Genomic DNA, 24,894 nt, shown 5'->3' with positions numbered 1-24,894 from the left:
TGATTTTATACTATTAATAAAAAAAACCGCTCATTTGAGCGGCTTTTATTATATTCTCTCTAAATATTTTAGTTCTTTTTTATCCATATCAGAAAGACCTGATAATATCCGAATTATATTTTTCTGTTCTTTTTTTAAAATATGATCTGTTTCTTTGATTATTTTTTTAACTTCCTTTCTTATACGAGGATCATCTATTTTTTTTAGTTTTTTTATTGCCATTTTACGAAAATGGGCTGCATCTTCAGCATAATATGGATCATCTTCATAATCAGTTATTGCCGAATTATACCTATAAGCGTATATCAAAGCATCTATTTTCTTTTCCATAATAACACCCACTTTTTTAATTTCTTTTTTAAAGATTTATCCTCTCTAGGAAATGCTGATTTTATATTCCCAAACAAAACATTTACGATTACAATAAAATTCTTTGAATTTGGCATATTTTCTATGTATTTAGATATTTCCTTCTCAGAATACACTTTTACTATATTAAGTACCGCAACATGACTTTCTTTAAATTGCTCTGCATTAATTATACCATATATATTTCCAAATTTCAACGTATCTTTAACCATTTCATTATAGCTTGCTTTACTTTTAAAATTATATTTATCTTTATATCTACGTTTCACATAATGATAAGTGAGTAAATCAACTTTCTCACCTATTTTATATTCTGGATTTTCAATATCTACTACCTTTTTAAAACTTTTATCCCAATCTACTTTATCCAAATATTTTTCTAAAGCATCTCCTTCTTCTTGAGTTAGACTTTTCTTTTCTTTAATTTTTTCTAATAAAAATTCATTTCGTTGCTTATCTGTCATTTTGTCAAATAGAATCCTATCACTCATATTATCGTCCTTTTTTTTATCTCTTTTATCAATTATACCATAATCTTCCAAAACTTTTTCATCAAAAACTTCCGTATCGAAACAATTACAATGTGGATGATCAGGAGCCGGTGGATAATATTTTATTGGATATACTCCTCTTCCAAGCCCAAAAGAATTTTGTGTTGCATTTTTTTCACAATTGCAGTGATATTCACCATATTTATGTTTCCATGAAAGACTCCATTTCATTCCTTTAATCCACTCTTTGTTTTCAACAAGTTTTAATGTTGTTGTTCTATATGCTCTCTCTATTTCTGCTTCTACCAATCTTCTCGTTAAATAATTTGTTTTCTTTACTGTATATAAATTAATCACTTCTTCTATTTTTTCATAAGACATTTTCTCAAATTCTTTTTTTAAATACTCTGGAATTTTTATTTTAGGAGATTTTATTTCTTGCAATTCCATCATTGTATCCCAAACAGATTCACCCGCAAGAATATTCTTTTTCAACGAATCAAATATTTTATCTCTTATTCTTTTTGAATGACCCCATAACCTTTCAGATATAGTTAATCCATCTTGGGCTTTGTAAAAAATCAAATAATCCATGATATTTTTGTTCCACTTTATATGTTCAGCTAATTGTTCCATTCCAGTTTTAAAATAAATTTCTTTTGTATCTTTGAATGCTCTAAAACTTGATTCTTCTAAAAGATTTAATGTCGTAGCCTTATATCTTTTATAAAACTTATTAATTTCTTTCTTTAAATCTTCTTTTATTTGATTTAAATAAATTGCCCTAATATTTCCCATATCATCTTTATATTTTTTTATTCTGTTATTTAAATCATAATAAAGTTCTTTGAATGATTTTATATATTCTGTTCTATATTTATTTTCAAGATCATTTATTGCTGTATTTAAATAATTTTTTCGTAATTCCAACATTTTAGATTCAAATTCTTCCTTTGTCATTTTAATCCTCCTACTAAAAAAGCCCCAAACGGGGCTAATTTAATCATCCATTTGCCAACTCATATTTTTCAATTTCTATTCCTTCTTCCTTTAAAGGCACCAATATTTCTTTTAACATCATATCTGGAAACAGTAAAAGTTGTTTTCTTGATTTCAAATCTTTCAATAATAATAATGTTTTTTTCTTTATTTTGGCATCTATCGGTGTTTGATTAACAACTTTGATCATATAATCAACTCTCTCTTCCCAGTTTTTAGCGTTTTTTGTCGTTTGTTCTCCTACGTGTCTTTTGTAAATGATTTGTTAATTTTTCTTGTATCGTCTGTTTCCAACCTAAACGAAATTATTTCGTTTAGATTTTTAACTTTTTTGTAACTTAAACTCTTTTTATCTCCTCCTCTTTTAGGTTATATACTCTTTGGATAAAAAAACAAGCCCTTTTCAGGGCTTGTTTCACCATCCTAATGGATTAGCTTGATTTTCTTTTTCTAAATTTTTCATTTCTTTTTCAGCATTATCAATTATTCCTTCTTTTTCTAATTTTTCTAATTGCCACTTTTTACTTAAAACTCCAGAAGCTTTAATAACCTCATTTATTACATCATCAAAATCACGTGGAGTTATTGGTTCAAATTCTATTTGCGTTTTTATTTTTTGATCAAATATCAACCAACTTATTAATTCATTTAATTCTTCTAATCCGTTTTTTAAAGCTCCTCGAGCTAAATTAATATGCGAACTTATTTCTATTAGTTTCTTTTCCAACCCGGGACCGGTAATCTGCCCTCCAGCTTTTAAAATTTCCATTAAAACTATCTCTGGAAAAAGTTTTTCGATTGTTTTATTAATTTTATCCTGTTGTACTTGTATTCTTTCAGCCATTGCTCCATTGGATTCAAGGATGTTCAAACCTTTAGAATCTCTTGGATAATGTAAAAACTTTCTTATTTTTCTTTTATCTTTGCTAATAATTATTTTTGTTTCTTTGTTTGCCTGTTGTTTTGCCATAAAAGATTCGCCTAAATCATCATAAAGAATTGGATCCGCATGTAAATCAAAAAGAACATCAAGATATGACTCATATAAATTTAATCTATCCTGTAATCTAATTAATCCAATTATTCTATAATTCTCATTATCAATTCTTACAAAAGGGATCCCGTCATATAAATTTGGTTTTCTCTCTTCTTTATCTCCTATTTTAATTATTATTTCTTCTTCAGTAAGAATCTTCTTCGTTTGTATTTTTTTACCTTCAATGAAAACTTCGCTTTGGATTTCAACTTTAATTATTTCATTAGCAACTTTTTCAATTGAAACTGAATTTGGATGATGGAGTATTATTTTTGTCCCTAAAACTTTATCTGCTGTATCTTCAAGAACTGCTTCCAAATTTACCTGATTATATAAGAAAAAATGTTTTGCAATTTCATATTTTAAAGTTTGCATGTTGTTATTTTCCCATATATTCCAAATCTGATCTACCTTATTTTTTTCACTACCATCACCAACAAGAGAAATTTTTTTCTGCATTGTAAGAGCAATTGACATAATAATAAATTTTGGAATGAAATTATATAAAAAATCCACATCTTCTTGTCCATATTCAAATTCATCTTTAAACATTGAGTCTAATAATTTAAAATCTATTTTATCATGAAATCTCATTTTCACCACTCCATTTCTTCTTCCATATATGTATTTTCTATAATTTCATCTTCAATACCATATCTAATAGCATCAATAGCATGATTATCTTTATCCTCCGGAATAGGTAATGCTTCTCCATTCTTATTTTCTTTCCACTTATGTACAGTAAACTCATTTATAGTATTTTGACATTTTGGATCTATTATTATTTCCAATTTTTGTAAAAATTTATATCCTGTTTCTAAACTTCCTTTTCCTTTTTTTGCGCCACGTGCATTTACACCGTATTTACGCAATTCTTGTATAGATTTTGGCTCCGCACTATCACAAGTAATTAATTCACTACCAATTTTTTCTTTGATTAATTTAGCTAATTCTTCATTATCCAATCCAGTCGCATATATTTCATCTAAAATGAACAGTCTATTTCTTTTCCTATCAAAACTCATTCTTATAAATGCAGCTGGATCATTTGCAAATCCAAAGTCAAGACCATTAATATACCTATCAAAATTATATTTAGAAGTATCTTCCACTTTCCAATTCCTGAAAATAACATTACCTAAAATTCCCCAATTTCCTTCAATATAAACATTTCTATAATATGGATCAGTTTCACTCTCAATTCTTTCAATATCATCAATAGTCAAAAATTTATTATTTCTATACGTTGTTTTTAATATATACAAATCTTTTTCTTTGCTAATAAATTCTTCTTTGTCATCAACCCATCCCTGAAAAAATTCTTTGTAAATCCAATGAGCTTGATATATAGGATTAAACATCAAAGTAATTCTTTTTTTTACATCACTTTTACCCCTTAACCTCTTAGTTAATTGTTTAAACGCATCGTATCTTATCTCAGTGGCTTCTTCAATTATTATGTCTGTAATTACTCCTTTAGCTGGTGTAATTGACTTCAGTTTTTCAACATCATCAAGTCCTGCAAATAATATTTGATTACCATTAAATGCTGTAATTGTCATCTCAGATTTATTTATCTTGAAATAATCTTTTAGATTAAAATTTGCTATTCCTTTAAGAACTTCATTAAAAGTAGAATGTCTATTTGTTCTCGCAACATTTCTAACAATAAGGAAATTTCTATTAGAAGTTAAAACATCTAATATTGTCCTCTGCCCTAAAATAAAAAAAGATTTCCCAGAAGATGCCCCACCAAAATAAATCTGTGTTCCAAAATTATTTTTCAAATTTTTAAAATATACATCATTAAATATCTTTTCAGGATGTTTAATTCTCAGAATCATTTATCTCATTCCCATCAATTACAAGTTCAAAGTTTCCAGAGAATTGATGTTTCTGAACAAATTCATTTTCTTTTTCATAATACAATCTCATTGCAGAAACGTCACCTTTCATGATCTTTTTTAATAAAGCTTTATTTACAATATTCTTGCTTCGTTTGAAAAATTCTTCTGACTGTTTATTAAGTTCTTCCACAAACTCTTCTTTTTTGAACCATTTGTATAATGCTGTCTCACTTATGCCTAGTTTAGCAGCAATTTCTTTTTTTGTATAATCTTTTTCTATATCTAGTAACATTTCAATTGCTCTCTGTTGTCTTTTGGAAATCCCTTTTTTATTAACTTTTCTCAACTCTTTTCTTTTCATTCACCTCACCTCTCTCATCTCCTCATTTAAAATAAAAACAATCAATATAATAATTTAAATTAGTATAATTCTGATTAGTATAAAAAATCCGGCACTCACTAACACCTTAAAGAGATCAGCACATTTAAATAGCACCGTCTCTTTAAAGCAGGAATGCCGGTAAAATGCCGGATTGTGCCGGTATTTATTTCAAGGAGGGATAATGGTCAGGATAGCAGGATTCGAACCTGCACCTCCACATCCCAAGTGTGGAATGCTACCATTAACACCATATCCTGTCGTAATTGTTACAGTGCCGAAGTCTGTCGAAAATTGTCGATGTTTGTCGAAATAATAAAAAAAAGGAGCCGATTAAGGCTCCTTGATATCTTCTAAAATTGTTCGCCATCGAGTTTATCAAAATTAGTATAATAATCATTCCCTATCAAATACTTATATTTAGATTTATAATTCATTGGTGATATCATAACATTATCCCATTTCCAAAAATCATTATTATTAAATGAAATTCGAAATCCTTTTGCTCTTGTTAAAATCAATCTTGTCAAGTCTTCGTATTCGAGAGTTTTTTCTCTAAATGATCTTAATATAATACCACTGAAATTATCTGTCATTTCTATAACTTGAGAAAAAACTTTATTTTCCCCATTAAGATACTTCGGTTTTGATAAAAATTTCGGACCATTTAATTCTACATTATTAATTTCAGAATATTCTTTTATTTTCTCTTTTAATGGAATTATGAAAAGTTCATCTTCATTTTTATCTATATACCAATGTATTTTGGGTTTACCATTTTTTTTATAACCACCAAGTTTATAATAAAACCTTTTATAAAAAGGAATTCCGCGTTTAAACAAATTTGAATAAATTTCAACTGTTTCGTTTTTTATATCTTCTGTATGTACATAATATTTTTTATCTTTTTCGATTATACCTATTGAAAGAAAAAACTTTTTTTCTGTTTTTTTATAAAAATCATTAATAAATTTCTTTATAAGGATTGGATTTTTTTTAATTTTCCCTCTTTGTTTTTTCCAACTTCTTAGTGAATTCCCAAAATAATTTAAAGAAAGCACCTTAAAACTTTCTAAAGTATAATTTATATCATCTTTACTAAAAAAATGGCTAAAAACTACAATTTTAAATTTATCTTGACTTTTTAAGCCATCATCTCCAGCCTCATCAGTAAATACAAACAAAATATCACCTTTCTATTAAAAAAACCCCGAAGTTTGACAGGACCTAATCCTGCTGCCTCAATCGAGGATCGAGACTTTCGGGGCTTTTTTTTAATATTTTTTATATTTAAATTATACAACTATATATTTATTTTGTCAAGTAGGGCAACTATAAATTTTCTAAGAAATAAAAAAGGAGCCTTTCAGCTCCCTGTAAGTATAGTATCCCATCATAACAAATTATACCATATTTCGTTAACCAAAATCAAGAAAATACTATATATTGTTGTGTCTTTTTATTTTTCTTAATGAATTCTTAACAATTTTATAAACACCAACTTTAGATAAATTTAGTTTTACAGCTATTTTTTCATATGAAAGTGTTTTGTATCTATTTTTTTCTTTTTCAAAATCATGATTAATATACCTCCAAAAAATCACTTCTTTTTCATGCATTGTAAGTAGTTCTAACCACTCTTCTACAATTTTGACTATTACTAATGCATCTACAAATTCTTTAGGAATCCCATCCTTTATCATTGCGTTAAAATCTTTTATTTTTAAAGCACCAAAACTTTTAATTTTTCCAAATTCATCACTTTTAAATTTTTCTTGCACATGTATTTCATCGTCATAAAAATCAAGATTAACTTGCTTCCCCATAATTTTTTGCAATGCAGGTTTATACCTTTGCAATATTAAAATTATGTCTTCTTCTGTAATTTGCACTTCTTTAAGAATATCAACTATAGAATTCATAAAATTATCACACACCTTTGACTATATTATCGCAGGTTTCTTATTACCTTCCTTCAAAATTTTTGTATCAGCCTTAAATTCTACATGTATAATTACATCGTGGATATTTGAAAGTTGTATTAAATTATTATTTTCATCCGTGAGGATTGGATTTTTAGAATTTAATACCGTTAATAATCCAATCCCATCTTTTAAATCTTCAACATAAATTTGTTTTAAATGTCGTGAATTAAAAAAACTATATTTTTTCATAATTCCCCTCCTATCGTTCCCAAAAAATTATTGTTTTTTCTTTACCTGTTATTTTAGATGTTGTAGAAACATCTATATTTCGATCATTCTCAAACACGATACCTTCAAGACTATCAATTAATATTTTCAGTAAATTATTTGGATCTGGATGCCTGCGATTTTTAAAATGAAATTCAAAATGTAATTTATAAAATTTCTTGTCATTTGGAAATGGATTAACTTTATACTTTCTTACAATCTTTAAAGCTTTATAAGCTGCATATTCTTTGAATTCTTTCGCTGTTCTTGTCATATACATCCCATATCCATTTCCTCTTTTTTTATATGCATGATTTGTTGATGGTGGAATGCAATCCAATTCAATTTTTAGCTTCAAGTTTATCCCTTCTTAGTTTCATATTTTCTGCGAATAATTTAGCATTTTCATTTGATAATTCTTTTACTCTCTTCTTCAATTTTTCATTCAAAGAAAATTGTTCAGATAACTTAAAATTCAATCTCAAAATATCATCTTCAAGTTCGTTTCTTGCTGAAATTGTAAGTAACGATAATATTAAAAAACCAGCAAAAACTCCCACAATAAAAGTAAGTAAAAATCCAAACATTTTTCACACCCCCATATATCTTGCAGCATCGAACATCAATCTATCAAAACTTTCATTTCTCACTTCATGTTGAATTTTATTCCCTCTATAAATATGTAAAACATATTCATCACCTATTTTCTTTAATATAATTCTTGTGAATCTATCCATTAAAGAGATCAAAATTTGTTCATACTGCATATCTAATCTAGATGGCATTGTTTCATATAATTGTGGTCCAAATCTTTCAAATGCGCTTGATAAATATTGAGAAGCTCCGTCTGATCTAACACTTCCCATCATCTCACCCCCGTAGATCCGAATCCTTTTGCACCTCTTTTGGTATCCACTTCAGCTTTACCAAGTAATAATTCTGCAGTCAAAGCAATAGGAACAACTAAAATTTGTGCAATTCTATCTCCAGCTTTTATTTGCAATGATTCTTCGCCTAAATTAAGCATTATTACTTTAACTTCTCCCCGATATTCTGAATCAATTACACCACCAATAACAACTATGCCCTTTAATGCAAAAGAAGAGCGTTCTTTGATAATTCCTACGTGTTTATATGGAATTTCCATTGTTAATCCTGTAGGTATTACGACTTTTTCCATCGGTTTCACTTCTACATCTATTTTCGAACGAATATCATAACCTCCATCACTCCAATGTTTCTTATATGGCTTAACAGCATTATTTTCGTAATAAAATCTAATCATTATCTCCCTCCTAATTTTTTTGTGTATTAATTTAATCAATTTCTTTTATTTCTTTTATGGGTAAAATAATCATTTCATCGGCGATATAATCAAAATAAGCAAAAAGCCAAACCAAATTAGAAAAAATCAGTAATATATCGCCTGTAATTTCCGTTCCGGTTAAAAATTTGAATTTATACTTCTTCAAACTCATAGGAATTGGTGCTATAGTTTCATAACTTACAAAAGGAATTTCTTTCCCTTTATAAATACCATAATCGTGCAATGCTCTGCCTTTTTCGTCATAAAGTTCACCAAAAGTAATTTTATTAATTTCTTTTGCTTCTATTTCGTGTTTTTCCCCATCAAATAAAATTACTAAATACTTAATCATATTATCCACTCCTTAAAAATAGTATATAAAGATATTTTCATCAACATGTTTTACCGTTTGTTCCACACCATCAATTAGCAATTTTTCATCTTCATTATAAACAAACAACAAATTGTCTTTCACTTTCATAGTATTTTTTGTTAATAACTCTTTTCTTGTAAATTTATCTGGTTTAATCCTAATTTCAATAGAATTTGCAACTTCCTTATCAAGCGTGTAACTGTCAATAAATTCTGATTCTAATAGTTTAAAATCAAGAGTAGTAGAGCAAACATAAAAAGATGCAATCCTTTTTATTAAAGTAATTCTGAAAAATACATTTTTATAATCTGCTTTCAAGTTTCTTAATAACTTATCAGTATTAAAAGATTCCGTTTTAAACAAATTTTGAAAAATCACTGCTTCTGGATCATTAAAAATTTTTCTTATTTCATCTATTTTTACAAACAAACCTTTTTTATCGTTTTTTCCCAAATAAGAATAATTACCATTTAAAGTAAATAAAATATCATCTTTTGCAATTTCCACTGAAAAAACATTATTACCAGTATCAATAATCATTTTAATTTCCTCCTAATTATAAATTATTATTATCTTCCAGCGGGAAAAACTGCGGGAATTCATCATTGCTTATATCAACCTTTTCATCTATATTTCCAAAAGGTTCTTCAGGTTCAACTATCTCAACATTTTCGTTTTGTTGTTTCTTTGATTCCATGAATTGCAATGTATTAGCCCATATTTCAGCTCTTTCTCTGTTATTTCCATTGTTATCTTTCCATTTATTTATTCTCAAAGAACCTTCAATAAGAATCAATAATCCTTTTTTCAAGTAATTCTCAGCAAATTCAGCTCTTTTATTAAATGCAACAATTTTTATAAAATCAACAGTCTTGTTATCCCCATAACCTCTATCTACAGCAATATCAAAATTAGCGATTTTTTCACCTGTTGTTGTCATTCTAATCTCAGGATCACGCGTAAGCCTTCCCACTAAAATAACTCTATTAAATGAATATGCCATGTTTTTCACCTCACCAATGCAAGATCAAAGAAATGAGAATATTTCCCAAAAAAACCTAATTCGATTATCCCAGTTCTTCCATTTCGATTTTTACCAACTATAACCTCCATCTTTTCAGCTTTATCTGGTTCTTCTTCATAATTACCTTTTTTATATCGCTGGTAATATGCTGGACGATATAGAAAGAGAATTATATCCGCATCTTGTTCGATTGCTCCTGAATCCCTTAAATCCGCCATTAATGGACGTTTATTTTCTCTATGTTCTACTTGACGGGACAGTTGAGATAAAAGAAAAATTGGAATTTTAAGTTCAACAGCAAGAAGTTTTAACTGTCGTGTGATCATCCCCAATTCTTTGACAAGTTCAGTTGTTTTGGCCATAAGCTGTAGATAATCTAAAAATAGCGCTTTTATTTTATATTCTCGTTTTAATTTTCTAGCCAATGATTTTACACTTTCTATCGTTAGATGTGTTGTATCTCCAAGAAGAATTGGCGTATTTCCATGTTCTTTTAAAACTCCTTGGATTATTTGTTGTTCCTTTTGATTTAAAAATTTATTTTCAATTTTCTGATAATCTATGTGTGTAAATGAAGCTATTATTTTATCTCTTAAATTCTTTTGCCCCATCTCTAAAGAAAAGAACGCAGAAGGATTTTCGTTTTTTGCCATATTGGTTGCAATATTAAGAGCAAATGTAGTTTTTCCCATAGAAGGACGACCTGCGATTATAACTAATTGCTCCGGTTTAAATCCGCCTATAAATTTATCTAGATCCGTTATTCCTGAAGGAATACCATTTATTTTTCCCTGCAATGTCAATTCTCTTACTTGTTCCAATTCATCCCAAAAAGTTGAAATACTCTCATTAAAGGTTTTAAAAGGTCTTTCGGTGATTATATCAATACCCAATATTTTTTGTTCAACATAGTTCAAAACCTCATAAATATTATTATTTTCCAGATTTTCATTAATTTGCTTTGTTAAATCTTTCAATTGCCTTTTTATACTCTCTTCTTTAAGTTTTTTTGCTGCACTCTCAAAATTAAATATTGATGGAATACTGTCTATAAGTTCATCTAAACTCTCAGGCTTTATTTTTAAATCATGAGATGCTGAAAAAATGTCGATTGGCTCATTGTTTTCAAGTTTATTTTTAAGATATTCGAAAATCAATCCTAAATTTTGATTTGAAAAGTCTTTTTTGTTTATCGTAGATACATCAACAGAATCATCAAGGAACATATGCCCTATTATCCATCGCTCTAAATCTTCAACTCTCATTTTTCCACTCCCAAATTTTATTGTCCATAAACGCAAGTAAATCATCATCGCACCATTTTACTTTTAAAAACAAACTTCTGAAAGTCTTATATTTAACTAATATTTTCTTCTTTAAACCTTCTGCTTTTCTGCCATAACTGTTTGAATATTTTAAAAAAAGTTCTATAAGATCATCAAAAATTTTGTTTATATCAATCATTACTTTCACTCCTTTGGAAAAGTTATGTAGTAATCTTCTTCTTTTTCTTCCTTTTCATCATAGTTTTTATATTTTCCTTCAATTACTTTTGCAAAATTATTTGGTCGTATCAACCATTCAAAATCCGCAAGAAATGGAGTTCTTCTACCATAATCAACACGACCTGTTAAAAAATCACTTTTTTCTACGCTTTTAAAATACTCTTCCCAGAATTTTAAATCTGGATGTTCTTTCCAACGAGCATTAAGATATTTTTTTCTTGTTTCTGTTAGAATCCTTACTTTCGGTAAAGAAGGACAGTACGTATGATACAATTCAACCAATTTTTGATACGGTGTTGGCGGTGGTCCTTCAACTTGTTGAGGGACTATATATTTATTGTTTTGTTTATGTTTATGTTTTGTTTTATATATAGGCTCACGATCTGGTTCAACAACTGGCTCACTAACTGGTTCGGCATCTGGTTCAATAACTGGTTTATTATCAGGTTCATTTTTTGAACCAGTTATATTTTTTTTATTAGATAAATCTGGAAACCAAAATTTAGAAACCGAATGATCTTTTTTACCTTTTTTATATGTAATTAAATTTCTATTTACAAGCTCTTGAACAGCACTCGAGAGAGCGTTCCTCGACACTCCGACGATAGCCGCCAAACGTCTATGGCTGAAGTAGAGAGGACCATCCCAATACAGCTTATTTGCCTTTATGACTAACATTACATAAAGTTTATAAGCAGTAGCGGGCAATGGACGCTTCTCCTCTTCAATCTCAAGACGCTCGAGGAGCCTGAATATATCCATATAAATCACCTCTTCGAAAAAAATCTTATTCGTTTATTGCTACGACATTTATTAACTTGTCAAAGAGCTTTGTTTTTAATCAATTAAATCTTTAAATACAGGACCAAATTCATAAAAAGTTGAATAATTTGAAGTCTCAATATAATCAATAAAACCTTTTTCTCTTAGAGTCCTTTTGATTAATTCAAGCTTTTCCTTATTCCTAACTATTTCGCGCAAAGAAGTTGAAGATATTACACATTCTAATTTTCCAGTTTTTAGCCATGTTTCATAAATGTTATATTCAACATAAGAAAATACGACAAGAGTTTCTATTTCCAAATTTAATTTTCTTCTCGTTGCCATAAATCTATTTATTATTTTTTCAAAATTATCTTTGGTCATTATCTCACTCCTTTCATTTTTTTTATTTAATCAACTCATCTACAGAAATTTCTAAAATTTTTGCAAGTTTAATCAGTTTATCAAATGTTGGTTTTCTTCTTCCTGTTTCCCAATGCCCAATAGTTTGATAAGTTACTCCAATTTTTTTTGCTAAATCTTTTTGCGTCAATCCTTCTGATTCCCTTAATTTTTTTATGTTTTCAGAAAACATAACATTCACCTCATAATATTTACAATTTATTAACGATATATGGTATGTTTTTTTACACAATACTACTATATGTAGTGGTATAATAAAATTGGGAGTGCAGATATAATTCTAAAATTTATTTAATTTTCAATGAAAGGAGGTGATATAATGGCCAAAACAAATAAAGGGAAAAAGATAGTTCCAGTTAAATCTTATACCCGTAAAAAAAATGGTAAAATTGAAAAAGTACGTGGTCATAGACGTTCTACTCCTAATTAATACATCCTGCACTCCCAACATTTTATCCCACCAACTTAATACACTGAAAGGAGAAGATATTATGGTAATTGAAAAAAGAGTGTTTATTTCTTTTCTGACAGATTATTATTTTCAAAAAGCCAATGTTGAGAAAAAAGGAAATATTGTTAATGAATGTCAAAATTATTTGGAAGAATTATATTTAAACACTCCTGTTTTAAAACATTTCAGTCTTTCAGATAATATTTCTTATTTAAAACAAATTGGGGAAGAAGACTACATTATTTCTATGATAAAAAAGCTGTGTAATGGCTAGGAGAAATCTCCTAGCTATTCTTCAAAAACCTTTAATACTTTTTTATTATCCAATTCAGTTTCGTTATTTTCAGTTGCTTCGTTATTTTCAGTTCCAATATCTTCAACAAGAACTGGAGTTTCCCAATCAGTTTCATCTGGAATTTCTAAAGCTATATCTTCTGCTATTTCTCTTTTTGTTGTTTCATCAGCAGTTATGGCTTTTTGTATTTCGATACTTAATGGTAAATATTTACATAATTGCTTAATTACTGTTTTTTTAGCCATCGCATCATAATCCGTAACCCATGGTCCATTATTTGGAGATTTGCTTCTTTTTCTTATTTTTTCAATATCTTCCTTTCCCATAACCAGAAAATCATATTCGCCTGTCTTATACTTTGCTACAGCATAATATGCATAAGCTTCTCCTCTGTTTTTCAATGCTGGCTTGTGTTTTAAAGTTAAATTTATTCCATACTCATATTCAAACTCATCATTTTCGCAAACCTCATGTGCTTGTATCGTTTCAATTTCTCCTGTTCTTCTTACTAATTCAAGCAGTCCTTTATATCCAATTTGAAATTGCACTTCATATGATCTTGTCTTTGAAGAATAATAAGGAATAAAATAAGCATGTCCTAGAACATTTGGCTCTAATCCTAATTGTGCCGCCTGAAGAATAGCACCAACTAATGAAGGTAAGGAACATTGTAAAAGCTTAGGATTTTGTCTCATTGTAGTTAAAGCAACTCGGGCTAATCTTTCTGAATCCATATGTTTTGGTAAAGCTTGTTGAAGTTCTTTTGAATGCTTTCTTAAATAATCTTCTATTGATACATAATTTTTTTGTATAGGGGAAATTGCTTTATTATTTCCATTTTTTAATTTATCTTTAATTTGTTTTGTATTTGCCATATTATTTAACCTCCTTAATTTCGAATTTTCTATAAAAAGTTTCTTTTATATATTTTTTATAAAGATCATCATGTTCTTTTTTAAATTTCTTTGTATCAAATCTGCTTGATTTTATATTTTTATAAGATAAAATATATGTTCCACATTTTGCTTTTTCATTCTCTCCAATTAATTGTTTAAGCCTGTTATCGATTGCTTTAATATTGCTTTCTAATTCTTTCTTTTGTTTGTCAAGTTCTTTTCTTCTTTCAATGAATTCAACATTTTCATCTGGCAATACTACTTCTGTTCCTTCAATTGCATTCGGATACATATATTTAAGAATTTCTTCAGCATCTTTACTCCCATCCAAAACTGGTGGCGTTCTATCTTCAACCATTTTCCAAAATTCTTTTTCTTTCTCGATAAGTAAATCTATTAATTCCTCGTCTCTTTCAATTTCTTTATATAGAAACTTATTACCACCTATTAATACTGCTATATATGCTTTTTCTGTACCAGTAACAGCCATATAATGCTGAACTTGAATTATATACTCTTGGGGAACTTCATCATCTTTCCATTCTTTTTCATTCCATTGGGAAGTTGTTTTACATTCTAAAATCGCATTCTCTCCAACTACTCTTCTGTCAATATTTGCAATCATAAAATCATATTCCGGATGTTGTAATATTGCATTCACACGTCTTACTTTTTTACCAGTTCGTTTTTCAAATTCTTTAGCAACTAAATTTTCAAGAATTCTACCCCAATACATTCTTTCATTATCTTCTACTTCCGGTGCTTCTCCTATCTTTTCAAGATATACTCTTAAAGGGCTTTTATATCTATTCAATCCAACAATTGCTGCTGCATCTGATCCACCAATTCCTTTCATTCTTGACTTCTTCCATTCTTCGTAACTGATTTCTTTTGTGTTTAAAAGTTTTTCAGTTTTCATTTTTCTCCCTCCTATTATTTTTTATTTTTTTGTGGTATAATATAAACGGAATTGTTTTTAATCCCTTAATCCCCTGCTCACACTGTTCCCGCGGTGTGGGCGTTTTCTTTTAGGGGTAATTTCATTAATCTCGATTGTTCTTCTTTATACTTTTTAATTCCTTCTTTTATCTTCCATTTTTGATATGGACCTTTGATATCATAAATTTGAAGATACCCATTCGATTTTCTATTTTCTTTTTTAATTTGAATTGATCTAAGTTGAACTTTTATTATAATTTCATCTTGTTTCATGTCTACAAAATTTAACATTTTTAAAGCTCTCCGTACTCTGTCAATAATCTCATACTTACTATATTCTTTAGAGTTTTCTAAAATACTTTTCAATACCTCAAAAGCTTCATTTTCTTTCTCTTCAAGATCATTGTATTTTTGAAGATCGATTAATATAAAATCACTGTTGGCAATACTGTTGGTGTTTTCTTGGATTAGATAAGCAACCGGGACTTTTGGAATCGCTACTTTTCTTATCTTCCCCATTTTCTCCCCTCCTTTTAGCAATTTGAATTAGATACTCTCTTGTTTTCTTGTTTTTGTAAAGAAACACTCCTAGTGGGTGTAATTTTTCCATTTTTCTCATCCTCCTCATCTAAAATAAGAAATATCTTTGCTAATCTCATAAATTTCTCTTTATTTTTTTCTTTAGAAGTTTCCATTTGTGTCACCTCCATTCTTCAAAAAACTCTTTTAGCAATATTGGCAATTCTTTTTTTAATGAATTTACTTCAATAATTTCCTTATTTAAATCCAAAGTAATGTGAAAATCAAAAGAATAACCAGCTTTGAACCCTTCAATGAATATATATTTTACTAAATCTGGAGTAAACTCATTTAATTCTTCAATTTTTTTAATTTTTGTGTTAAAATATTGTTGTAAGAATTCATTTAATTTCAAAAAAATCACCTCCAAGGGGGAATAAAAATGAATCTTAAAGTATTAGAGAAAAACGGCATGTTTTTTGATAATGTTGTATTTCAATTGAACTGGTTTAATCCTAGAATAATTGATAAATCTGGAGAAATTATTTCAAATTTGAATGATACTATTGGTCCATTTAAAATTATTGATGGTGGAATTAGTTTTGTTTTTAAAAAATATGAAAAATTCGAAGGACTTTTCCATATTCCTAAAGCTTGGTTTAGAATGAGTAAATTAGACAGCAATCATAATTTTGAAACATTTAAAAATCAATCATTTAAGATTATTTCTGAAAGCATAAAACATGCCGATCCAGTTAATATCAAAAGTTTCGGAACTAGAATCGCTTTAATTTATTCTTCTGAAAATATTAGAGAAAAAATTGCTAAATTAATACCTTTTGAAATAGAAAGTGCTAAAGGTAATCTAGACTTTCCAAAATTACAATGGAAATATGTTAATGAAAAATACAAAACTAACTATAGATTAACTCAAAACATTCAGATGTATTATGGAAAACAAAATGAAAATAACAAACGAGACGATTTGCCTGATGAAGGTGTTGTAATAGATATAGATTGTATTATTTTTAGAAATGATAATAAAGATTCTAAAACTACTGATTTTAAATCTGAGATTAATGGTGTATTTGAATTATTTGATAAAATAACTACTGAGTTAGTAGAGAAATTAGGGTGATAGTATGTATTCGAATGATTATAACGACACAACAAACGGGGGAGCCCCAAACTATAGTATAGAGGAAGAAAATCAAACAACTTTAAAAATTCCTGTTGAAACATATATTAAAAATGAAATAAGCCATATAAAAGAAATTCTTGATAAAGAGATTCAATATATAAATAAATTATTTGCAGAAAAATTTAAAAATCTTGAAAATAAAATTACTGAAATAATAGCCAATACTCAAAATGATAAAAATAGAAATTTTGCTTTAAAGATTTCTATTCTTAGTGCTATTATCGGAGGCATAACTTGGCCAATAATAAGCTTTATATTAAGCTTAATTAAATAATATAAAAAATAAACTTTTAATATTTCAAGGTTGCCTTGTGCAACCTTTTTATTCACTTTCCAAAGAACCTGCATCATTTTACTTCTGTTCTGTTATACTAAATTCGAAGAGTTCTTCTCTGAAAAAGATAGAAACTTAAAAACTTATATTTTTGATTGTTCATATTCCTCTGGGAATATTTCGTCTAATTCGCAATTAAGAATTTTTGCTATTTTTTTTGCTAAATCAATTCTCGGTAAATATTTATTATTTTCAATTTCGCTTAGTGTTGATTGACCTATACCTAATAAATCTGAAAGTTCTTTTTGAGTTAGATTTCGTTCAATTCTAAATTGCTTTATTTTATTCATAAAAAAGATACCTCCTTTCTTGTTTCGTTTTTACGATATAATTATATCGTATTTCAGATATAAAATCAATTAAAAAATGGTTAATTCTTTTTTACGATTCGGTTTGACTTTTTATCGTTTATTCGATATAATTTTTTATTATGAAAGGAGAAATAATATGCTGCTAGGAAAAAGAATAAAAGAAATACGAATTGCAAAAGGATTAGAACAAAAAGAATTAGCTAAAATTGCTGGAATTGGGCAATCTACTTTTTCAGAGATTGAATCCGGAAAAAGAATTGGTATTAGAACAGATATTTTAGTAAAAATAGCAAAAGCTTTAAACGTATCGACGGATTACCTTCTCGGACTAACTGATAATCCGTCGGTGGATAACGAACTACCAGACTTTGTCAAAGAACAAATTACAAAAATCGATGAATTGAAATCATTGAAACTTTCTGAAAAATTAGAAATTATCGGTAATGAATTAATCGATATTTCTAAGAAAATTAAGGATTTTGAATAAATTATTTTTTGAAAATTTAATCGGGGGACAATAATGCCTTAATGGCAAAAATCATATAAAGGGGATGATTTTTATGGAATCTTATTTCGAGAAACTAGGAGAAAAATTCTTAAAACACATTAACGAAAAAAGAAATAACGAACCCATTGTTTGCCCCATATGTGGTAAAAATAAATTTAATCTAGTATTTGACAAAAATATAGCTTTCAACTCCCAAAAATTTGATTTGACAAAAAATCGTGCCTACGCTGTACTTATATGTGATAATTGTAGCTATTCTCTATTTTTTAACCTTATTAGTTCGGGAATTATCGATGGGAAAACTGGTGAAATCATCGAATGATTTTTCCACAATCCAATGTAAATGCATCAGGTGATTCTGGCATTGAAACTTTAAATTTTGAAGATAATTTTAATTCTTTTGTCGTTATTGCAGAAAGCATATCTTCAATACTTTTAATTTCATCCTTTTCATTTTCAAGTTCAATTTTAATTTCTAACTCTTCAATGTCTTTGAATTCCATATAAGATTTAAGTAACTCTGCAAATATGGGCAATTTTTTTATTGAAATTGTCCATTTTTGTGTTTTCATACTGCATCACCTCCTCGCTAATGGTTTATCATTAAAATCGAAAAGTTCCTCCACAGTCGTTCCGAGTGCTTTGGCTATTTTTTTTAGTGTTAAAATTCCTGGATTTTTAAAAATACCATTTTCTATTCTTGCAATAGTTGACTCAGCCAAATTCGTCTTTAAAGATAGTTCTTTAATAGTTAACCCTTTTTTGTTTCTTATTTTTTTTAAGTTATTCATTAATCCACCTCCTGTTTTCGCTATGTTTCTTATACGGTATAGCGCATTCGCTATTCAGTGTTATTATATCGCGTTTTAGCTATGGTGTCAATTAAAAATATGTAAAAATAGTGTTACAATTGCGTATTCGCATATATATTTGATATAATAAATTCGAGGTGAGATTTGTGTCTGAAAAAAAAGATTGGTCAGTAATAGGAAAAAAAATAAAAGAATTAAGACAACAAAAAAATATAACAGCTGAGCAATTAGCTCAAGAAATCGGCTCTAGTGTTTCAACTATTTTTCGTATTGAAACCGGGCAAGAACCTAGAGCTTTGAACTTAGCAAAGATCGCAAAAGCTTTAGATGTCTCTTTAGATTGGTTAATGGGGTTAAGAACAACAGAAGATTTAGATGAAAAAGAGAAAATACCCATAGAAGATATTAATAATAATTTAAAACGCATTCCTGTTTTGGGTGAGATATCTGCAGGTTCTGGTGTTGATCCTATTGAAAATATTATTGATGTTATATATATTCCTGAAAAAAGAAATGTAGATTTTGCTTTAATGGTTAGAGGAAATTCTATGTTACCAAAATTCAAACCTGGAGATTTAGCTCTTGTTGTTAAACAACCATACCTTGAAAACGGAGAAATTGGAATTATCGCTATAAATTCTGATCAAGCTGTTATAAAAAAATATTATAATTATGGCGATAAAATACAACTGATATCATTAAATCCAGAATATGAACCAATTGTAATTACCGGAGAACAAATGAAAGATATTCATATCTTTGGTAAAGTTGTTGGAAAAATTAGCTGGGAGTAAAAAGTTAAAAACTAAAATTAGGCGATTTAAGGCTATCAAAAAAATTTTTATATAATAATTTACATAAAACGTATTTTCTCTTCTTATATGAAGAGATAGACGTTGAATTTTGCGTTTTTTTTATATAGTGCTACCCCATTTTTTCATTTTTTTATTCGGCAGAAAAATTTTATAAAAAAAATAGCATTAAAGAAAAAAGATTTTTTATACGAAATTTTTTCTAAAAAAATCAAAAAACATACGTCCAAAAAAAGAAAGAAAAAAAAAGAAAAAAAAGAACCAAAAAAAAGAAAAAAAAAGAAATAAAAAAAGCATATATTATATATATATTTTTTTATTTTTTTTATTTTATATAATATATAATATAATAATATATAATATAAATATATAATAATATTTCTTTCTTTTCTTTTGTTTCTTTTCTTTTCTTTCTTTGCAAGAAAAAAAAATATCGGCGAAGTGCCGTTCTAATAAATGACACACCACTTAGAACAGCGTCTATAACAGCATCACAACGGCAATGATTTAGCTAAATATTATATTCCAGTGTCCGCTATACGGACACTACCCGGGACACTACCCGAAACACTACCCGGGACACTACCCGAAACACTACCCGAAACACTAGGTCAGACACTAGGTCAGACACTACCTGAAAGTGTCTCATATTGAGACAGTAACTGAGACGGTTTCTGAGACACTTTCTGAGACGGTTTCTGGTACACTAAAAATGTAACTGGTTCAAAAATTGAGCCTGATAATGAACCAGTTGTTGAACCAGATATTGAGCCAGTTCGTGAGCCAGTTGTTGAACCTGTTCATGGATGCAACGGAACATGAAACGGAATATGAATTGTAGTATTACTTCAAAAAAATAAAGTAGTGGGGAAATACGAGAAGTGGGAGTGAGTGATTAAGGAGGGGGAATTATGGAAGAAAAAAATAAAAGTATCGAATATATTATAGACGATAATTATAGAGAGGACTACGCAAACTTTGCTAATATTGCTACAAGTCCATATGATATCACAATCAAATTCGGAAAGGTTATTGATAGTACAAATGAAAATATAAAAATAAAACTTTCTGAAGGAATTATACTTAGTCCTAAAATCGCAAAAGAGTTGGTCGAATTATTAAATAAGAACATAGAATTTTATGAAAAAAACTTCGGAGAAATAAATAAGAGGTGATTTTATGCATACTTTAGAGACAAATACATCATATAATAATATTCCATCTATGCAATCTTACATAAAATATAGTATAATTCAAGTAAGAAAAAATCAAGAAAGAGTAAATATTCCAAATTTATACAATTCAAACACTCTTTCAATGTCAAAAGGGAGTATAAAATATATGAAAAGTAATAACGCTGAATATTTTGGAACATCACTTATTAAAAATAAAATAAGAAAAAACCTTAAATCATTAAAAAAAAGATTTAAGGAAATAAAGCCTATTGAATATACTGAAAAAGAATTGAAAGAAATTAAAAAAATAAGCGCGCAATTTTACCATATTCCTTTAGGTGATAATAATGAGTAATTCACCTAAAGCAAGATTTGGTGAAATTTGGAGTGTCGAATTCATTTATCCGAATGATCCTAAATATAAACAAAAAGTTCAAAAAATATATAAGATAACCCCTATAACTAAATTAGTTTTAATTATTTCAGATCACACCATACAAAGGCCAACATATATTGGAGTGTTGTTAACAAGTCAAAGTAATATTAATTCAGGTATAAAATTGTCTAAAGGAACTGCTAATCTACATAAACTATCTTTTGTTCAACCGTATCAAATATATACTTTTCCAAAAAAGCAATTAAAGAATAAAATAGGAGAACTTCCGTCTTCTTATATGCTCGATGTTTATGAAAATGTGTTAAAAGAAATTAATTTTACATGGTATCTTGATAATATTGATACATGATTTTTTATTTCGATAACCTTTTTTTATACATGCGATAATACAAATAATAACTCGGAGATATTTATTCTTTAAATAAAGAGGTGGTCAATCATGTCATTAACCAATATTTCAAACTTAAAAAAATCCATAAAAGACAAAATTAAAAGTCAAGGATTTATTTCTCATGAGGAAATACTATATTTCATATCAAAAAAAATTAGCTCAAGAAATATGAGAACTATATTAAAAGAATATAATCTAAAAACAGGGTATATACTAATCTGCCCTCGTTGCCATTCAACAATAGGTCCATATAATTCTGATGAACTAAAGAAAGGGATTATATGTCCAGAATGCAATTTCGAATTTCATCCTAAACATGATTTCGAAAAAGTTTATTTTTCTTCAAATTATATAAGAGATAAAAGTATTTCACCTTTAGTTTTGAAATTAAATGAAAATCAAACGAGGCCTTAGCGGTCTCGTTTTTTATTTACATATCTTAGATATATTAATTTTATGTTAAGGAGGGGAAAAGTATGGGGGTAAAGTTTGGAAAATTTATGATTTTTCTTTCGATTGTTGGAGTTTTATTATACTATTCTGGTGTTTCTCCTAGTGTCATATATAATGATACCGATATTTTACCATATGTAATAATAATTATGTTTATTTTAGGCATTAAATTGGCATTTTTTAGTAAAGGAGCTAAGATTCATAAAATAAAAAAGAAAGTAAGAGAACTCGAAAATAATATAAATAGAATTTATCAGGAAGCAAAAAAATGTGTCCTAACGGCAGAAAAAAATACTGTGCAAGCTAAAAATTTATTTTTAGAGAAAAATGAAAAAATAAAACTAATAGAAGAACTCAAAGAAGATTATGAAAATTTATCCGGTAAAGAATTTGGAGAAACCGTTACAACTCATTTCGAAGATGAAATTGAAATAAAACAAAAACTAGAGAAACTTTTGAAAGGCGATAGAAATAAGATATCTGAAGCTGAAAAGATGGCTGATAATATTATAATAAACGCTCAACAAAAAGCCCAATATCTCATTTCAGAAGCAGAAAAGAAATCGAAAGAAATTTTAGGCGATTCATATGATCAATCAAAATATATAAGAGAAATCGAAAAAAAGGTAGATGAATTAAAAAATATTGAAAAAGCGTTGAAAAATACTATTAATGGATACGGAAATGAATATATTATACCAACTTACACTGTATTAGATGAATTAATAGAAGAATATGGATATACAGAAGCTTCACAAAAAATCAAAGAAATAAGAAAAGAAATGAAAAAAATGATTAAAAGCAGAACTGCTGCTGAATGCGATTATAAGGATCACTATAGAGCAAACAATGCTAAAGATTTTGTTATTGATGCCTTTAATGGAAAAGTTTCAACGATTATGGCGAAAATAAAACATGATAATTATGGAATTTTAAGACAAAAAATTATAGATGCTTATAATTTAGTTAATAAATTGGGGACTCCTTTTCAAAACGCTAAAATTTCCAAAGAATATTTACAATTAAGATTAGACGAATTAAAATACGGAACTTTTCTTAAAGAATTAAAATTAAAAGATATGGAAGAACAACGAAAAATTAGAGAACAAATGCGCGAAGAGGAAAAAGCAAGAAGAGAAATTGAAAGAGCATTAAAGCAAGCAGAAAAAGAGGAAAAAATGTTACAAGAAGCTATGGAGAAAGTACGGGCGGAAATAGAAATTGCAACCGAAGAACAAAAGAAAAAGTATGAAGCACAATTAGAAAAATTAAAACAAAAGTTAGAAGAGGCCGAAGCTAAAAATCAACGAGCTTTATCAATGGCACAACAAACAAAATCCGGACATGTTTATATAATATCTAACTTGGGTTCTTTTGGTGAGAATGTTTACAAAATAGGTATGACGAGAAGATTAGAACCTCTTGATAGAGTCAGAGAATTAGGAGACGCAAGTGTTCCATTCCCATTCGATGTTCATGCTTTAATTTATAGTGAAAATGCTCCTGAATTAGAAAACAAATTACATAGATTTTTTGAAGAAAAAAGAATGAATAAGGTAAATTTAAGAAAAGAGTTTTTCAAAGTATCTATAAGTGAAATAAAAGAATTTCTTGAAAAAAATGGAATAAACGCAAAATGGACAATCCAGGCTGAAGCTGCTGAATATAGGGAAACATTAGCTATTGAAGAAGGTTTAAAGAAAGGGACATATACAAAAGATAGATTTGGTCATTTTGTTCCTGTTAAAATCGAGGAATATGAGAATAATTGAATTGGAGAGTTTCGGGAAATTATTTTGAAAAGTGGAAACACAAGTTGAAAAAATTTTTAATGAATGAAGGGAGGAAACGTGAATGTGTGAAATTGATTTAAGTGATTTAAAAGAAATTTGGGAAGTATGGAAAAATAATATCAACAAAATTAATGTTGACTGGAAAGAATTTAAAAAAAACGGAAAATTTAAATACAAAAGAATAAATCCCTATTTGAATAACCCTCCAGTTTTTATAAAGTCTTTTAAAATCCAGAGAGAAAGTGGCGTTTTATATATCCCAACAGCAAACTCTATTTTGTATATTGGTATTAATAATTATTTGTCAAATGATGAAGGTTATGAAAAAGAATATAATGACTTAAAAAATAATTTTAATAGCTATTTGAATGCTTTTTCTAATTATTTTAACAACAAACACTATAAAGTTAGTTCTTATTTTACCAGTATATTTATAAATGCTTCGAATTTTAAAAATAATACATACAATAACAACAAAATATTTGTTGAGATATTTCCTTTTTGGAGTAGAAATATTAATAAATCTATAAAAGATATGGTTATTGATTGGATAGAATTATTTTCAATATCTAAAAATTTAAAAGATTTAGATTCAAATAATTGGTTTAAAAAGGTGTTTGAATTGAACCACTCATTATTATTATGTTTAATATTAAGCACTTCTGAAATTTGTATTGTGAGTTATCCAAATAAAAGAAATATGGAAGTTGTAGATAAAATTGCATATTATATTGAGAATATTCTAAAGAAAAATGGTAAGGATAAAAAAATATATTTGTATGATAAAAAAAATACAATATTTTATTATGAAAAAAAATGCGGAACAAAATGGTGTTTGTTTAAATTAACTAAATAAAAAATATTTATATTTTTAAATGTTATAACAAAGTTAATTTTTAGG

At 27.9% G+C, this 24,894-nt stretch carries 40 protein-coding genes and 1 tRNA gene; 11 read left to right on the top strand and 30 right to left on the bottom strand.

Translation table 11 applies throughout. From position 1 onward, the window contains the following. Positions 1–48 precede the first annotated feature (48 nt). From X274_RS02275 to X274_RS02165, 22 genes are all read right to left on the bottom strand, one after another. Positions 49–330, bottom strand: a complete 282-nt coding sequence (locus tag X274_RS02275; RefSeq protein ID WP_047265178.1) for a hypothetical protein — start codon at positions 328–330, stop codon at positions 49–51. Next, positions 315–1,820: a hypothetical protein gene (locus X274_RS02270; protein ID WP_047265177.1), complete on the bottom strand. Its 1,506-nt coding sequence runs from the start codon at positions 1,818–1,820 to the stop codon at positions 315–317. The genes X274_RS02275 and X274_RS02270 overlap by 16 nt, the downstream gene beginning before the upstream one ends. A 43-nt stretch (positions 1,821–1,863) precedes the next feature. Beyond that, positions 1,864–2,049: a hypothetical protein gene (locus tag X274_RS02265; RefSeq protein WP_047265176.1), complete on the bottom strand. Its 186-nt coding sequence runs from the start codon at positions 2,047–2,049 to the stop codon at positions 1,864–1,866. A gap of 225 nt (positions 2,050–2,274) precedes the next feature. After that, positions 2,275–3,489, bottom strand: a complete 1,215-nt coding sequence (locus X274_RS02260) for a hypothetical protein (protein ID WP_047265175.1) — start codon at positions 3,487–3,489, stop codon at positions 2,275–2,277. Between the two features lie 2 nt (positions 3,490–3,491). Further along, positions 3,492–4,739 (bottom strand): PBSX family phage terminase large subunit, encoded by a 1,248-nt coding sequence (locus tag X274_RS02255; protein ID WP_047265174.1) that lies wholly within the window; start codon positions 4,737–4,739, stop codon positions 3,492–3,494. Further along, on the bottom strand, positions 4,723–5,103 hold the full coding sequence (locus X274_RS02250; protein ID WP_047265173.1) for a phBC6A51 family helix-turn-helix protein: 381 nt from the start codon (positions 5,101–5,103) through the stop codon (positions 4,723–4,725). The genes X274_RS02255 and X274_RS02250 overlap by 17 nt, the downstream gene beginning before the upstream one ends. Positions 5,104–5,306: 203 nt before the next feature. Continuing rightward, positions 5,307–5,381: transfer RNA gene (locus X274_RS02245), tRNA-Pro, on the bottom strand. A 93-nt stretch (positions 5,382–5,474) separates the two neighbouring features. After that, complete coding sequence (locus tag X274_RS02240) at positions 5,475–6,305, bottom strand: hypothetical protein (protein ID WP_047265172.1); 831 nt, start codon at positions 6,303–6,305, stop codon at positions 5,475–5,477. A 255-nt stretch (positions 6,306–6,560) separates the two neighbouring features. Next, positions 6,561–7,043 (bottom strand): sigma-70 family RNA polymerase sigma factor, encoded by a 483-nt coding sequence (locus tag X274_RS02235; protein ID WP_047265171.1) that lies wholly within the window; start codon positions 7,041–7,043, stop codon positions 6,561–6,563. Between the two features lie 21 nt (positions 7,044–7,064). Next, complete coding sequence (locus tag X274_RS02230) at positions 7,065–7,295, bottom strand: hypothetical protein (RefSeq protein WP_047265170.1); 231 nt, start codon at positions 7,293–7,295, stop codon at positions 7,065–7,067. Positions 7,296–7,305: 10 nt separating this feature from the next. After that, complete coding sequence (locus X274_RS02225) at positions 7,306–7,671, bottom strand: RusA family crossover junction endodeoxyribonuclease (RefSeq protein WP_047265169.1); 366 nt, start codon at positions 7,669–7,671, stop codon at positions 7,306–7,308. After that, positions 7,655–7,900, bottom strand: coding sequence for a hypothetical protein (locus tag X274_RS02220; RefSeq protein ID WP_047265168.1), 246 nt, complete (start codon positions 7,898–7,900; stop codon positions 7,655–7,657). The genes X274_RS02225 and X274_RS02220 overlap by 17 nt, the downstream gene beginning before the upstream one ends. Before the next feature lie 3 nt (positions 7,901–7,903). After that, the gene (locus X274_RS02215; protein ID WP_047265167.1) at positions 7,904–8,179 is read right to left on the bottom strand and encodes a hypothetical protein; all 276 of its coding nucleotides are present in this window, start codon (positions 8,177–8,179) and stop codon (positions 7,904–7,906) included. Further along, a complete protein-coding gene (dut, locus tag X274_RS02210; protein ID WP_047265166.1) occupies positions 8,179–8,598 on the bottom strand; it encodes a dUTP diphosphatase in 420 nt (139 codons plus the stop codon). The genes X274_RS02215 and dut overlap by 1 nt, the downstream gene beginning before the upstream one ends. 31 nt (positions 8,599–8,629) lie before the next feature. After that, entirely contained in the window at positions 8,630–8,971 is a 342-nt protein-coding gene (locus X274_RS02205; RefSeq protein WP_047265165.1) for a hypothetical protein, read from the bottom strand. 12 nt (positions 8,972–8,983) lie between these two features. Next, the gene (locus X274_RS02200) at positions 8,984–9,532 is read right to left on the bottom strand and encodes a hypothetical protein (protein WP_047265164.1); all 549 of its coding nucleotides are present in this window, start codon (positions 9,530–9,532) and stop codon (positions 8,984–8,986) included. Between the two features lie 16 nt (positions 9,533–9,548). Beyond that, the gene (locus X274_RS02195) at positions 9,549–9,995 is read right to left on the bottom strand and encodes a single-stranded DNA-binding protein (protein ID WP_047265163.1); all 447 of its coding nucleotides are present in this window, start codon (positions 9,993–9,995) and stop codon (positions 9,549–9,551) included. A gap of 5 nt (positions 9,996–10,000) precedes the next feature. Beyond that, positions 10,001–11,281, bottom strand: coding sequence for a replicative DNA helicase (locus tag X274_RS02190; protein WP_047265162.1), 1,281 nt, complete (start codon positions 11,279–11,281; stop codon positions 10,001–10,003). Continuing rightward, a complete protein-coding gene (locus tag X274_RS02185; RefSeq protein WP_047265161.1) occupies positions 11,271–11,480 on the bottom strand; it encodes a hypothetical protein in 210 nt (69 codons plus the stop codon). The genes X274_RS02190 and X274_RS02185 overlap by 11 nt, the downstream gene beginning before the upstream one ends. A gap of 5 nt (positions 11,481–11,485) precedes the next feature. After that, positions 11,486–12,118: a hypothetical protein gene (locus X274_RS12130; RefSeq protein WP_197073312.1), complete on the bottom strand. Its 633-nt coding sequence runs from the start codon at positions 12,116–12,118 to the stop codon at positions 11,486–11,488. A gap of 240 nt (positions 12,119–12,358) precedes the next feature. Beyond that, positions 12,359–12,667: a hypothetical protein gene (locus X274_RS02170; protein ID WP_047265160.1), complete on the bottom strand. Its 309-nt coding sequence runs from the start codon at positions 12,665–12,667 to the stop codon at positions 12,359–12,361. Between the two features lie 22 nt (positions 12,668–12,689). Beyond that, the gene (locus X274_RS02165) at positions 12,690–12,878 is read right to left on the bottom strand and encodes a helix-turn-helix transcriptional regulator (RefSeq protein ID WP_047265159.1); all 189 of its coding nucleotides are present in this window, start codon (positions 12,876–12,878) and stop codon (positions 12,690–12,692) included. A 319-nt stretch (positions 12,879–13,197) separates the two neighbouring features. On the opposite strand from X274_RS02165, the gene X274_RS02160 reads away from it, so the two are divergent. Beyond that, positions 13,198–13,431, top strand: coding sequence for a hypothetical protein (locus X274_RS02160; protein WP_047265158.1), 234 nt, complete (start codon positions 13,198–13,200; stop codon positions 13,429–13,431). Positions 13,432–13,445: 14 nt separating this feature from the next. Here the strand turns inward: X274_RS02160 and recT are convergent, their stop codons facing one another. The 5 genes from recT to X274_RS02140 form a co-directional block, all read right to left on the bottom strand. Next, positions 13,446–14,327, bottom strand: coding sequence for a recombination protein RecT (gene recT / locus X274_RS02155; RefSeq protein WP_047265157.1), 882 nt, complete (start codon positions 14,325–14,327; stop codon positions 13,446–13,448). Position 14,328: 1 nt separating this feature from the next. After that, positions 14,329–15,267 (bottom strand): YqaJ viral recombinase family nuclease, encoded by a 939-nt coding sequence (locus X274_RS02150; protein WP_047265156.1) that lies wholly within the window; start codon positions 15,265–15,267, stop codon positions 14,329–14,331. Between the two features lie 77 nt (positions 15,268–15,344). Further along, positions 15,345–15,806, bottom strand: coding sequence for a hypothetical protein (locus X274_RS11425; RefSeq protein ID WP_052913133.1), 462 nt, complete (start codon positions 15,804–15,806; stop codon positions 15,345–15,347). Positions 15,807–15,820: 14 nt separating this feature from the next. Further along, positions 15,821–15,982: a hypothetical protein gene (locus X274_RS11920; protein WP_156166116.1), complete on the bottom strand. Its 162-nt coding sequence runs from the start codon at positions 15,980–15,982 to the stop codon at positions 15,821–15,823. A 5-nt stretch (positions 15,983–15,987) separates the two neighbouring features. Beyond that, positions 15,988–16,221: a hypothetical protein gene (locus tag X274_RS02140; RefSeq protein WP_047265155.1), complete on the bottom strand. Its 234-nt coding sequence runs from the start codon at positions 16,219–16,221 to the stop codon at positions 15,988–15,990. Between the two features lie 27 nt (positions 16,222–16,248). Between X274_RS02140 and X274_RS02135 the strand changes: the two genes are divergently transcribed. Further along, complete coding sequence (locus X274_RS02135; RefSeq protein ID WP_047265154.1) at positions 16,249–16,944, top strand: hypothetical protein; 696 nt, start codon at positions 16,249–16,251, stop codon at positions 16,942–16,944. Between the two features lie 4 nt (positions 16,945–16,948). Then, positions 16,949–17,281, top strand: coding sequence for a hypothetical protein (locus X274_RS02130; RefSeq protein WP_047265153.1), 333 nt, complete (start codon positions 16,949–16,951; stop codon positions 17,279–17,281). Between the two features lie 143 nt (positions 17,282–17,424). On the opposite strand, the gene X274_RS02125 is transcribed toward X274_RS02130, so the two are convergent. Then, positions 17,425–17,631, bottom strand: a complete 207-nt coding sequence (locus X274_RS02125) for a helix-turn-helix transcriptional regulator (RefSeq protein WP_047265152.1) — start codon at positions 17,629–17,631, stop codon at positions 17,425–17,427. Positions 17,632–17,788: 157 nt separating this feature from the next. Between X274_RS02125 and X274_RS02120 the strand changes: the two genes are divergently transcribed. Next, complete coding sequence (locus X274_RS02120) at positions 17,789–18,139, top strand: helix-turn-helix domain-containing protein (protein WP_052913132.1); 351 nt, start codon at positions 17,789–17,791, stop codon at positions 18,137–18,139. Between the two features lie 332 nt (positions 18,140–18,471). Here X274_RS02120 and X274_RS02110 read toward each other — a convergent pair whose 3' ends face one another. Further along, positions 18,472–18,732, bottom strand: a complete 261-nt coding sequence (locus X274_RS02110) for a hypothetical protein (protein ID WP_047265150.1) — start codon at positions 18,730–18,732, stop codon at positions 18,472–18,474. Positions 18,733–18,738: 6 nt separating this feature from the next. Then, entirely contained in the window at positions 18,739–18,951 is a 213-nt protein-coding gene (locus tag X274_RS02105) for a helix-turn-helix domain-containing protein (RefSeq protein ID WP_047265149.1), read from the bottom strand. Between the two features lie 167 nt (positions 18,952–19,118). Here X274_RS02105 and X274_RS02100 point away from each other — a divergent pair, with 167 nt between their 5' ends. From X274_RS02100 to X274_RS02065, 7 genes are all read left to right on the top strand, one after another. Further along, positions 19,119–19,766 (top strand): helix-turn-helix domain-containing protein, encoded by a 648-nt coding sequence (locus X274_RS02100; RefSeq protein WP_047265148.1) that lies wholly within the window; start codon positions 19,119–19,121, stop codon positions 19,764–19,766. Positions 19,767–20,695: 929 nt separating this feature from the next. After that, on the top strand, positions 20,696–20,959 hold the full coding sequence (locus X274_RS02090) for a DUF3467 domain-containing protein (protein WP_047265146.1): 264 nt from the start codon (positions 20,696–20,698) through the stop codon (positions 20,957–20,959). Between the two features lie 4 nt (positions 20,960–20,963). After that, complete coding sequence (locus X274_RS02085; protein ID WP_047265145.1) at positions 20,964–21,314, top strand: hypothetical protein; 351 nt, start codon at positions 20,964–20,966, stop codon at positions 21,312–21,314. Further along, on the top strand, positions 21,307–21,705 hold the full coding sequence (locus tag X274_RS02080) for a type II toxin-antitoxin system PemK/MazF family toxin (protein ID WP_047265144.1): 399 nt from the start codon (positions 21,307–21,309) through the stop codon (positions 21,703–21,705). Before X274_RS02085 ends, X274_RS02080 begins: the two co-directional genes overlap by 8 nt. A gap of 90 nt (positions 21,706–21,795) precedes the next feature. Beyond that, positions 21,796–22,161: a hypothetical protein gene (locus X274_RS02075; RefSeq protein WP_047265143.1), complete on the top strand. Its 366-nt coding sequence runs from the start codon at positions 21,796–21,798 to the stop codon at positions 22,159–22,161. Between the two features lie 62 nt (positions 22,162–22,223). Beyond that, complete coding sequence (locus X274_RS02070; protein ID WP_052913131.1) at positions 22,224–23,972, top strand: DUF4041 domain-containing protein; 1,749 nt, start codon at positions 22,224–22,226, stop codon at positions 23,970–23,972. Between the two features lie 82 nt (positions 23,973–24,054). After that, entirely contained in the window at positions 24,055–24,849 is a 795-nt protein-coding gene (locus tag X274_RS02065; protein WP_047265142.1) for a hypothetical protein, read from the top strand. Positions 24,850–24,894 lie beyond the last annotated feature (45 nt).

Source organism: Marinitoga sp. 1155, from assembly GCF_001021175.1.
In the GTDB taxonomy this organism is placed as follows: domain Bacteria; phylum Thermotogota; class Thermotogae; order Petrotogales; family Petrotogaceae; genus Marinitoga.
This window is presented reverse-complemented; position numbering and strand designations above follow the sequence as displayed.

Bases quoted from the DNA above. Each gene is read 5' to 3' on its own strand.
- X274_RS02275 (WP_047265178.1), bottom strand. From the start codon at position 330: ATGGAAAAGAAAATAGATGCTTTGATATACGCTTATAGGTATAATTCG.
- X274_RS02270 (WP_047265177.1), bottom strand. From the start codon at position 1,820: ATGACAAAGGAAGAATTTGAATCTAAAATGTTGGAATTACGAAAAAAT.
- X274_RS02265 (WP_047265176.1), bottom strand. From the start codon at position 2,049: ATGATCAAAGTTGTTAATCAAACACCGATAGATGCCAAAATAAAGAAA.
- X274_RS02260 (WP_047265175.1), bottom strand. From the start codon at position 3,489: ATGAGATTTCATGATAAAATAGATTTTAAATTATTAGACTCAATGTTT.
- X274_RS02255 (WP_047265174.1), bottom strand. From the start codon at position 4,739: ATGATTCTGAGAATTAAACATCCTGAAAAGATATTTAATGATGTATAT.
- X274_RS02250 (WP_047265173.1), bottom strand. From the start codon at position 5,103: ATGAAAAGAAAAGAGTTGAGAAAAGTTAATAAAAAAGGGATTTCCAAA.
- X274_RS02235 (WP_047265171.1), bottom strand. From the start codon at position 7,043: ATGAATTCTATAGTTGATATTCTTAAAGAAGTGCAAATTACAGAAGAA.
- X274_RS02230 (WP_047265170.1), bottom strand. From the start codon at position 7,295: ATGAAAAAATATAGTTTTTTTAATTCACGACATTTAAAACAAATTTAT.
- X274_RS02220 (WP_047265168.1), bottom strand. From the start codon at position 7,900: ATGTTTGGATTTTTACTTACTTTTATTGTGGGAGTTTTTGCTGGTTTT.
- X274_RS02215 (WP_047265167.1), bottom strand. From the start codon at position 8,179: ATGGGAAGTGTTAGATCAGACGGAGCTTCTCAATATTTATCAAGCGCA.
- dut (WP_047265166.1), bottom strand. From the start codon at position 8,598: ATGATTAGATTTTATTACGAAAATAATGCTGTTAAGCCATATAAGAAA.
- X274_RS02205 (WP_047265165.1), bottom strand. From the start codon at position 8,971: ATGATTAAGTATTTAGTAATTTTATTTGATGGGGAAAAACACGAAATA.
- X274_RS02200 (WP_047265164.1), bottom strand. From the start codon at position 9,532: ATGATTATTGATACTGGTAATAATGTTTTTTCAGTGGAAATTGCAAAA.
- X274_RS02195 (WP_047265163.1), bottom strand. From the start codon at position 9,995: ATGGCATATTCATTTAATAGAGTTATTTTAGTGGGAAGGCTTACGCGT.
- X274_RS02190 (WP_047265162.1), bottom strand. From the start codon at position 11,281: ATGAGAGTTGAAGATTTAGAGCGATGGATAATAGGGCATATGTTCCTT.
- X274_RS02185 (WP_047265161.1), bottom strand. From the start codon at position 11,480: ATGATTGATATAAACAAAATTTTTGATGATCTTATAGAACTTTTTTTA.
- X274_RS02170 (WP_047265160.1), bottom strand. From the start codon at position 12,667: ATGACCAAAGATAATTTTGAAAAAATAATAAATAGATTTATGGCAACG.
- X274_RS02165 (WP_047265159.1), bottom strand. From the start codon at position 12,878: ATGTTTTCTGAAAACATAAAAAAATTAAGGGAATCAGAAGGATTGACG.
- X274_RS02160 (WP_047265158.1), top strand. From the start codon at position 13,198: ATGGTAATTGAAAAAAGAGTGTTTATTTCTTTTCTGACAGATTATTAT.
- recT (WP_047265157.1), bottom strand. From the start codon at position 14,327: ATGGCAAATACAAAACAAATTAAAGATAAATTAAAAAATGGAAATAAT.
- X274_RS02150 (WP_047265156.1), bottom strand. From the start codon at position 15,267: ATGAAAACTGAAAAACTTTTAAACACAAAAGAAATCAGTTACGAAGAA.
- X274_RS11425 (WP_052913133.1), bottom strand. From the start codon at position 15,806: ATGGGGAAGATAAGAAAAGTAGCGATTCCAAAAGTCCCGGTTGCTTAT.
- X274_RS11920 (WP_156166116.1), bottom strand. From the start codon at position 15,982: ATGGAAACTTCTAAAGAAAAAAATAAAGAGAAATTTATGAGATTAGCA.
- X274_RS02135 (WP_047265154.1), top strand. From the start codon at position 16,249: ATGAATCTTAAAGTATTAGAGAAAAACGGCATGTTTTTTGATAATGTT.
- X274_RS02130 (WP_047265153.1), top strand. From the start codon at position 16,949: ATGTATTCGAATGATTATAACGACACAACAAACGGGGGAGCCCCAAAC.
- X274_RS02125 (WP_047265152.1), bottom strand. From the start codon at position 17,631: ATGAATAAAATAAAGCAATTTAGAATTGAACGAAATCTAACTCAAAAA.
- X274_RS02120 (WP_052913132.1), top strand. From the start codon at position 17,789: ATGCTGCTAGGAAAAAGAATAAAAGAAATACGAATTGCAAAAGGATTA.
- X274_RS02110 (WP_047265150.1), bottom strand. From the start codon at position 18,732: ATGAAAACACAAAAATGGACAATTTCAATAAAAAAATTGCCCATATTT.
- X274_RS02105 (WP_047265149.1), bottom strand. From the start codon at position 18,951: ATGAATAACTTAAAAAAAATAAGAAACAAAAAAGGGTTAACTATTAAA.
- X274_RS02090 (WP_047265146.1), top strand. From the start codon at position 20,696: ATGGAAGAAAAAAATAAAAGTATCGAATATATTATAGACGATAATTAT.
- X274_RS02085 (WP_047265145.1), top strand. From the start codon at position 20,964: ATGCATACTTTAGAGACAAATACATCATATAATAATATTCCATCTATG.
- X274_RS02080 (WP_047265144.1), top strand. From the start codon at position 21,307: ATGAGTAATTCACCTAAAGCAAGATTTGGTGAAATTTGGAGTGTCGAA.
- X274_RS02075 (WP_047265143.1), top strand. From the start codon at position 21,796: ATGTCATTAACCAATATTTCAAACTTAAAAAAATCCATAAAAGACAAA.
- X274_RS02070 (WP_052913131.1), top strand. From the start codon at position 22,224: ATGGGGGTAAAGTTTGGAAAATTTATGATTTTTCTTTCGATTGTTGGA.
- X274_RS02065 (WP_047265142.1), top strand. From the start codon at position 24,055: ATGTGTGAAATTGATTTAAGTGATTTAAAAGAAATTTGGGAAGTATGG.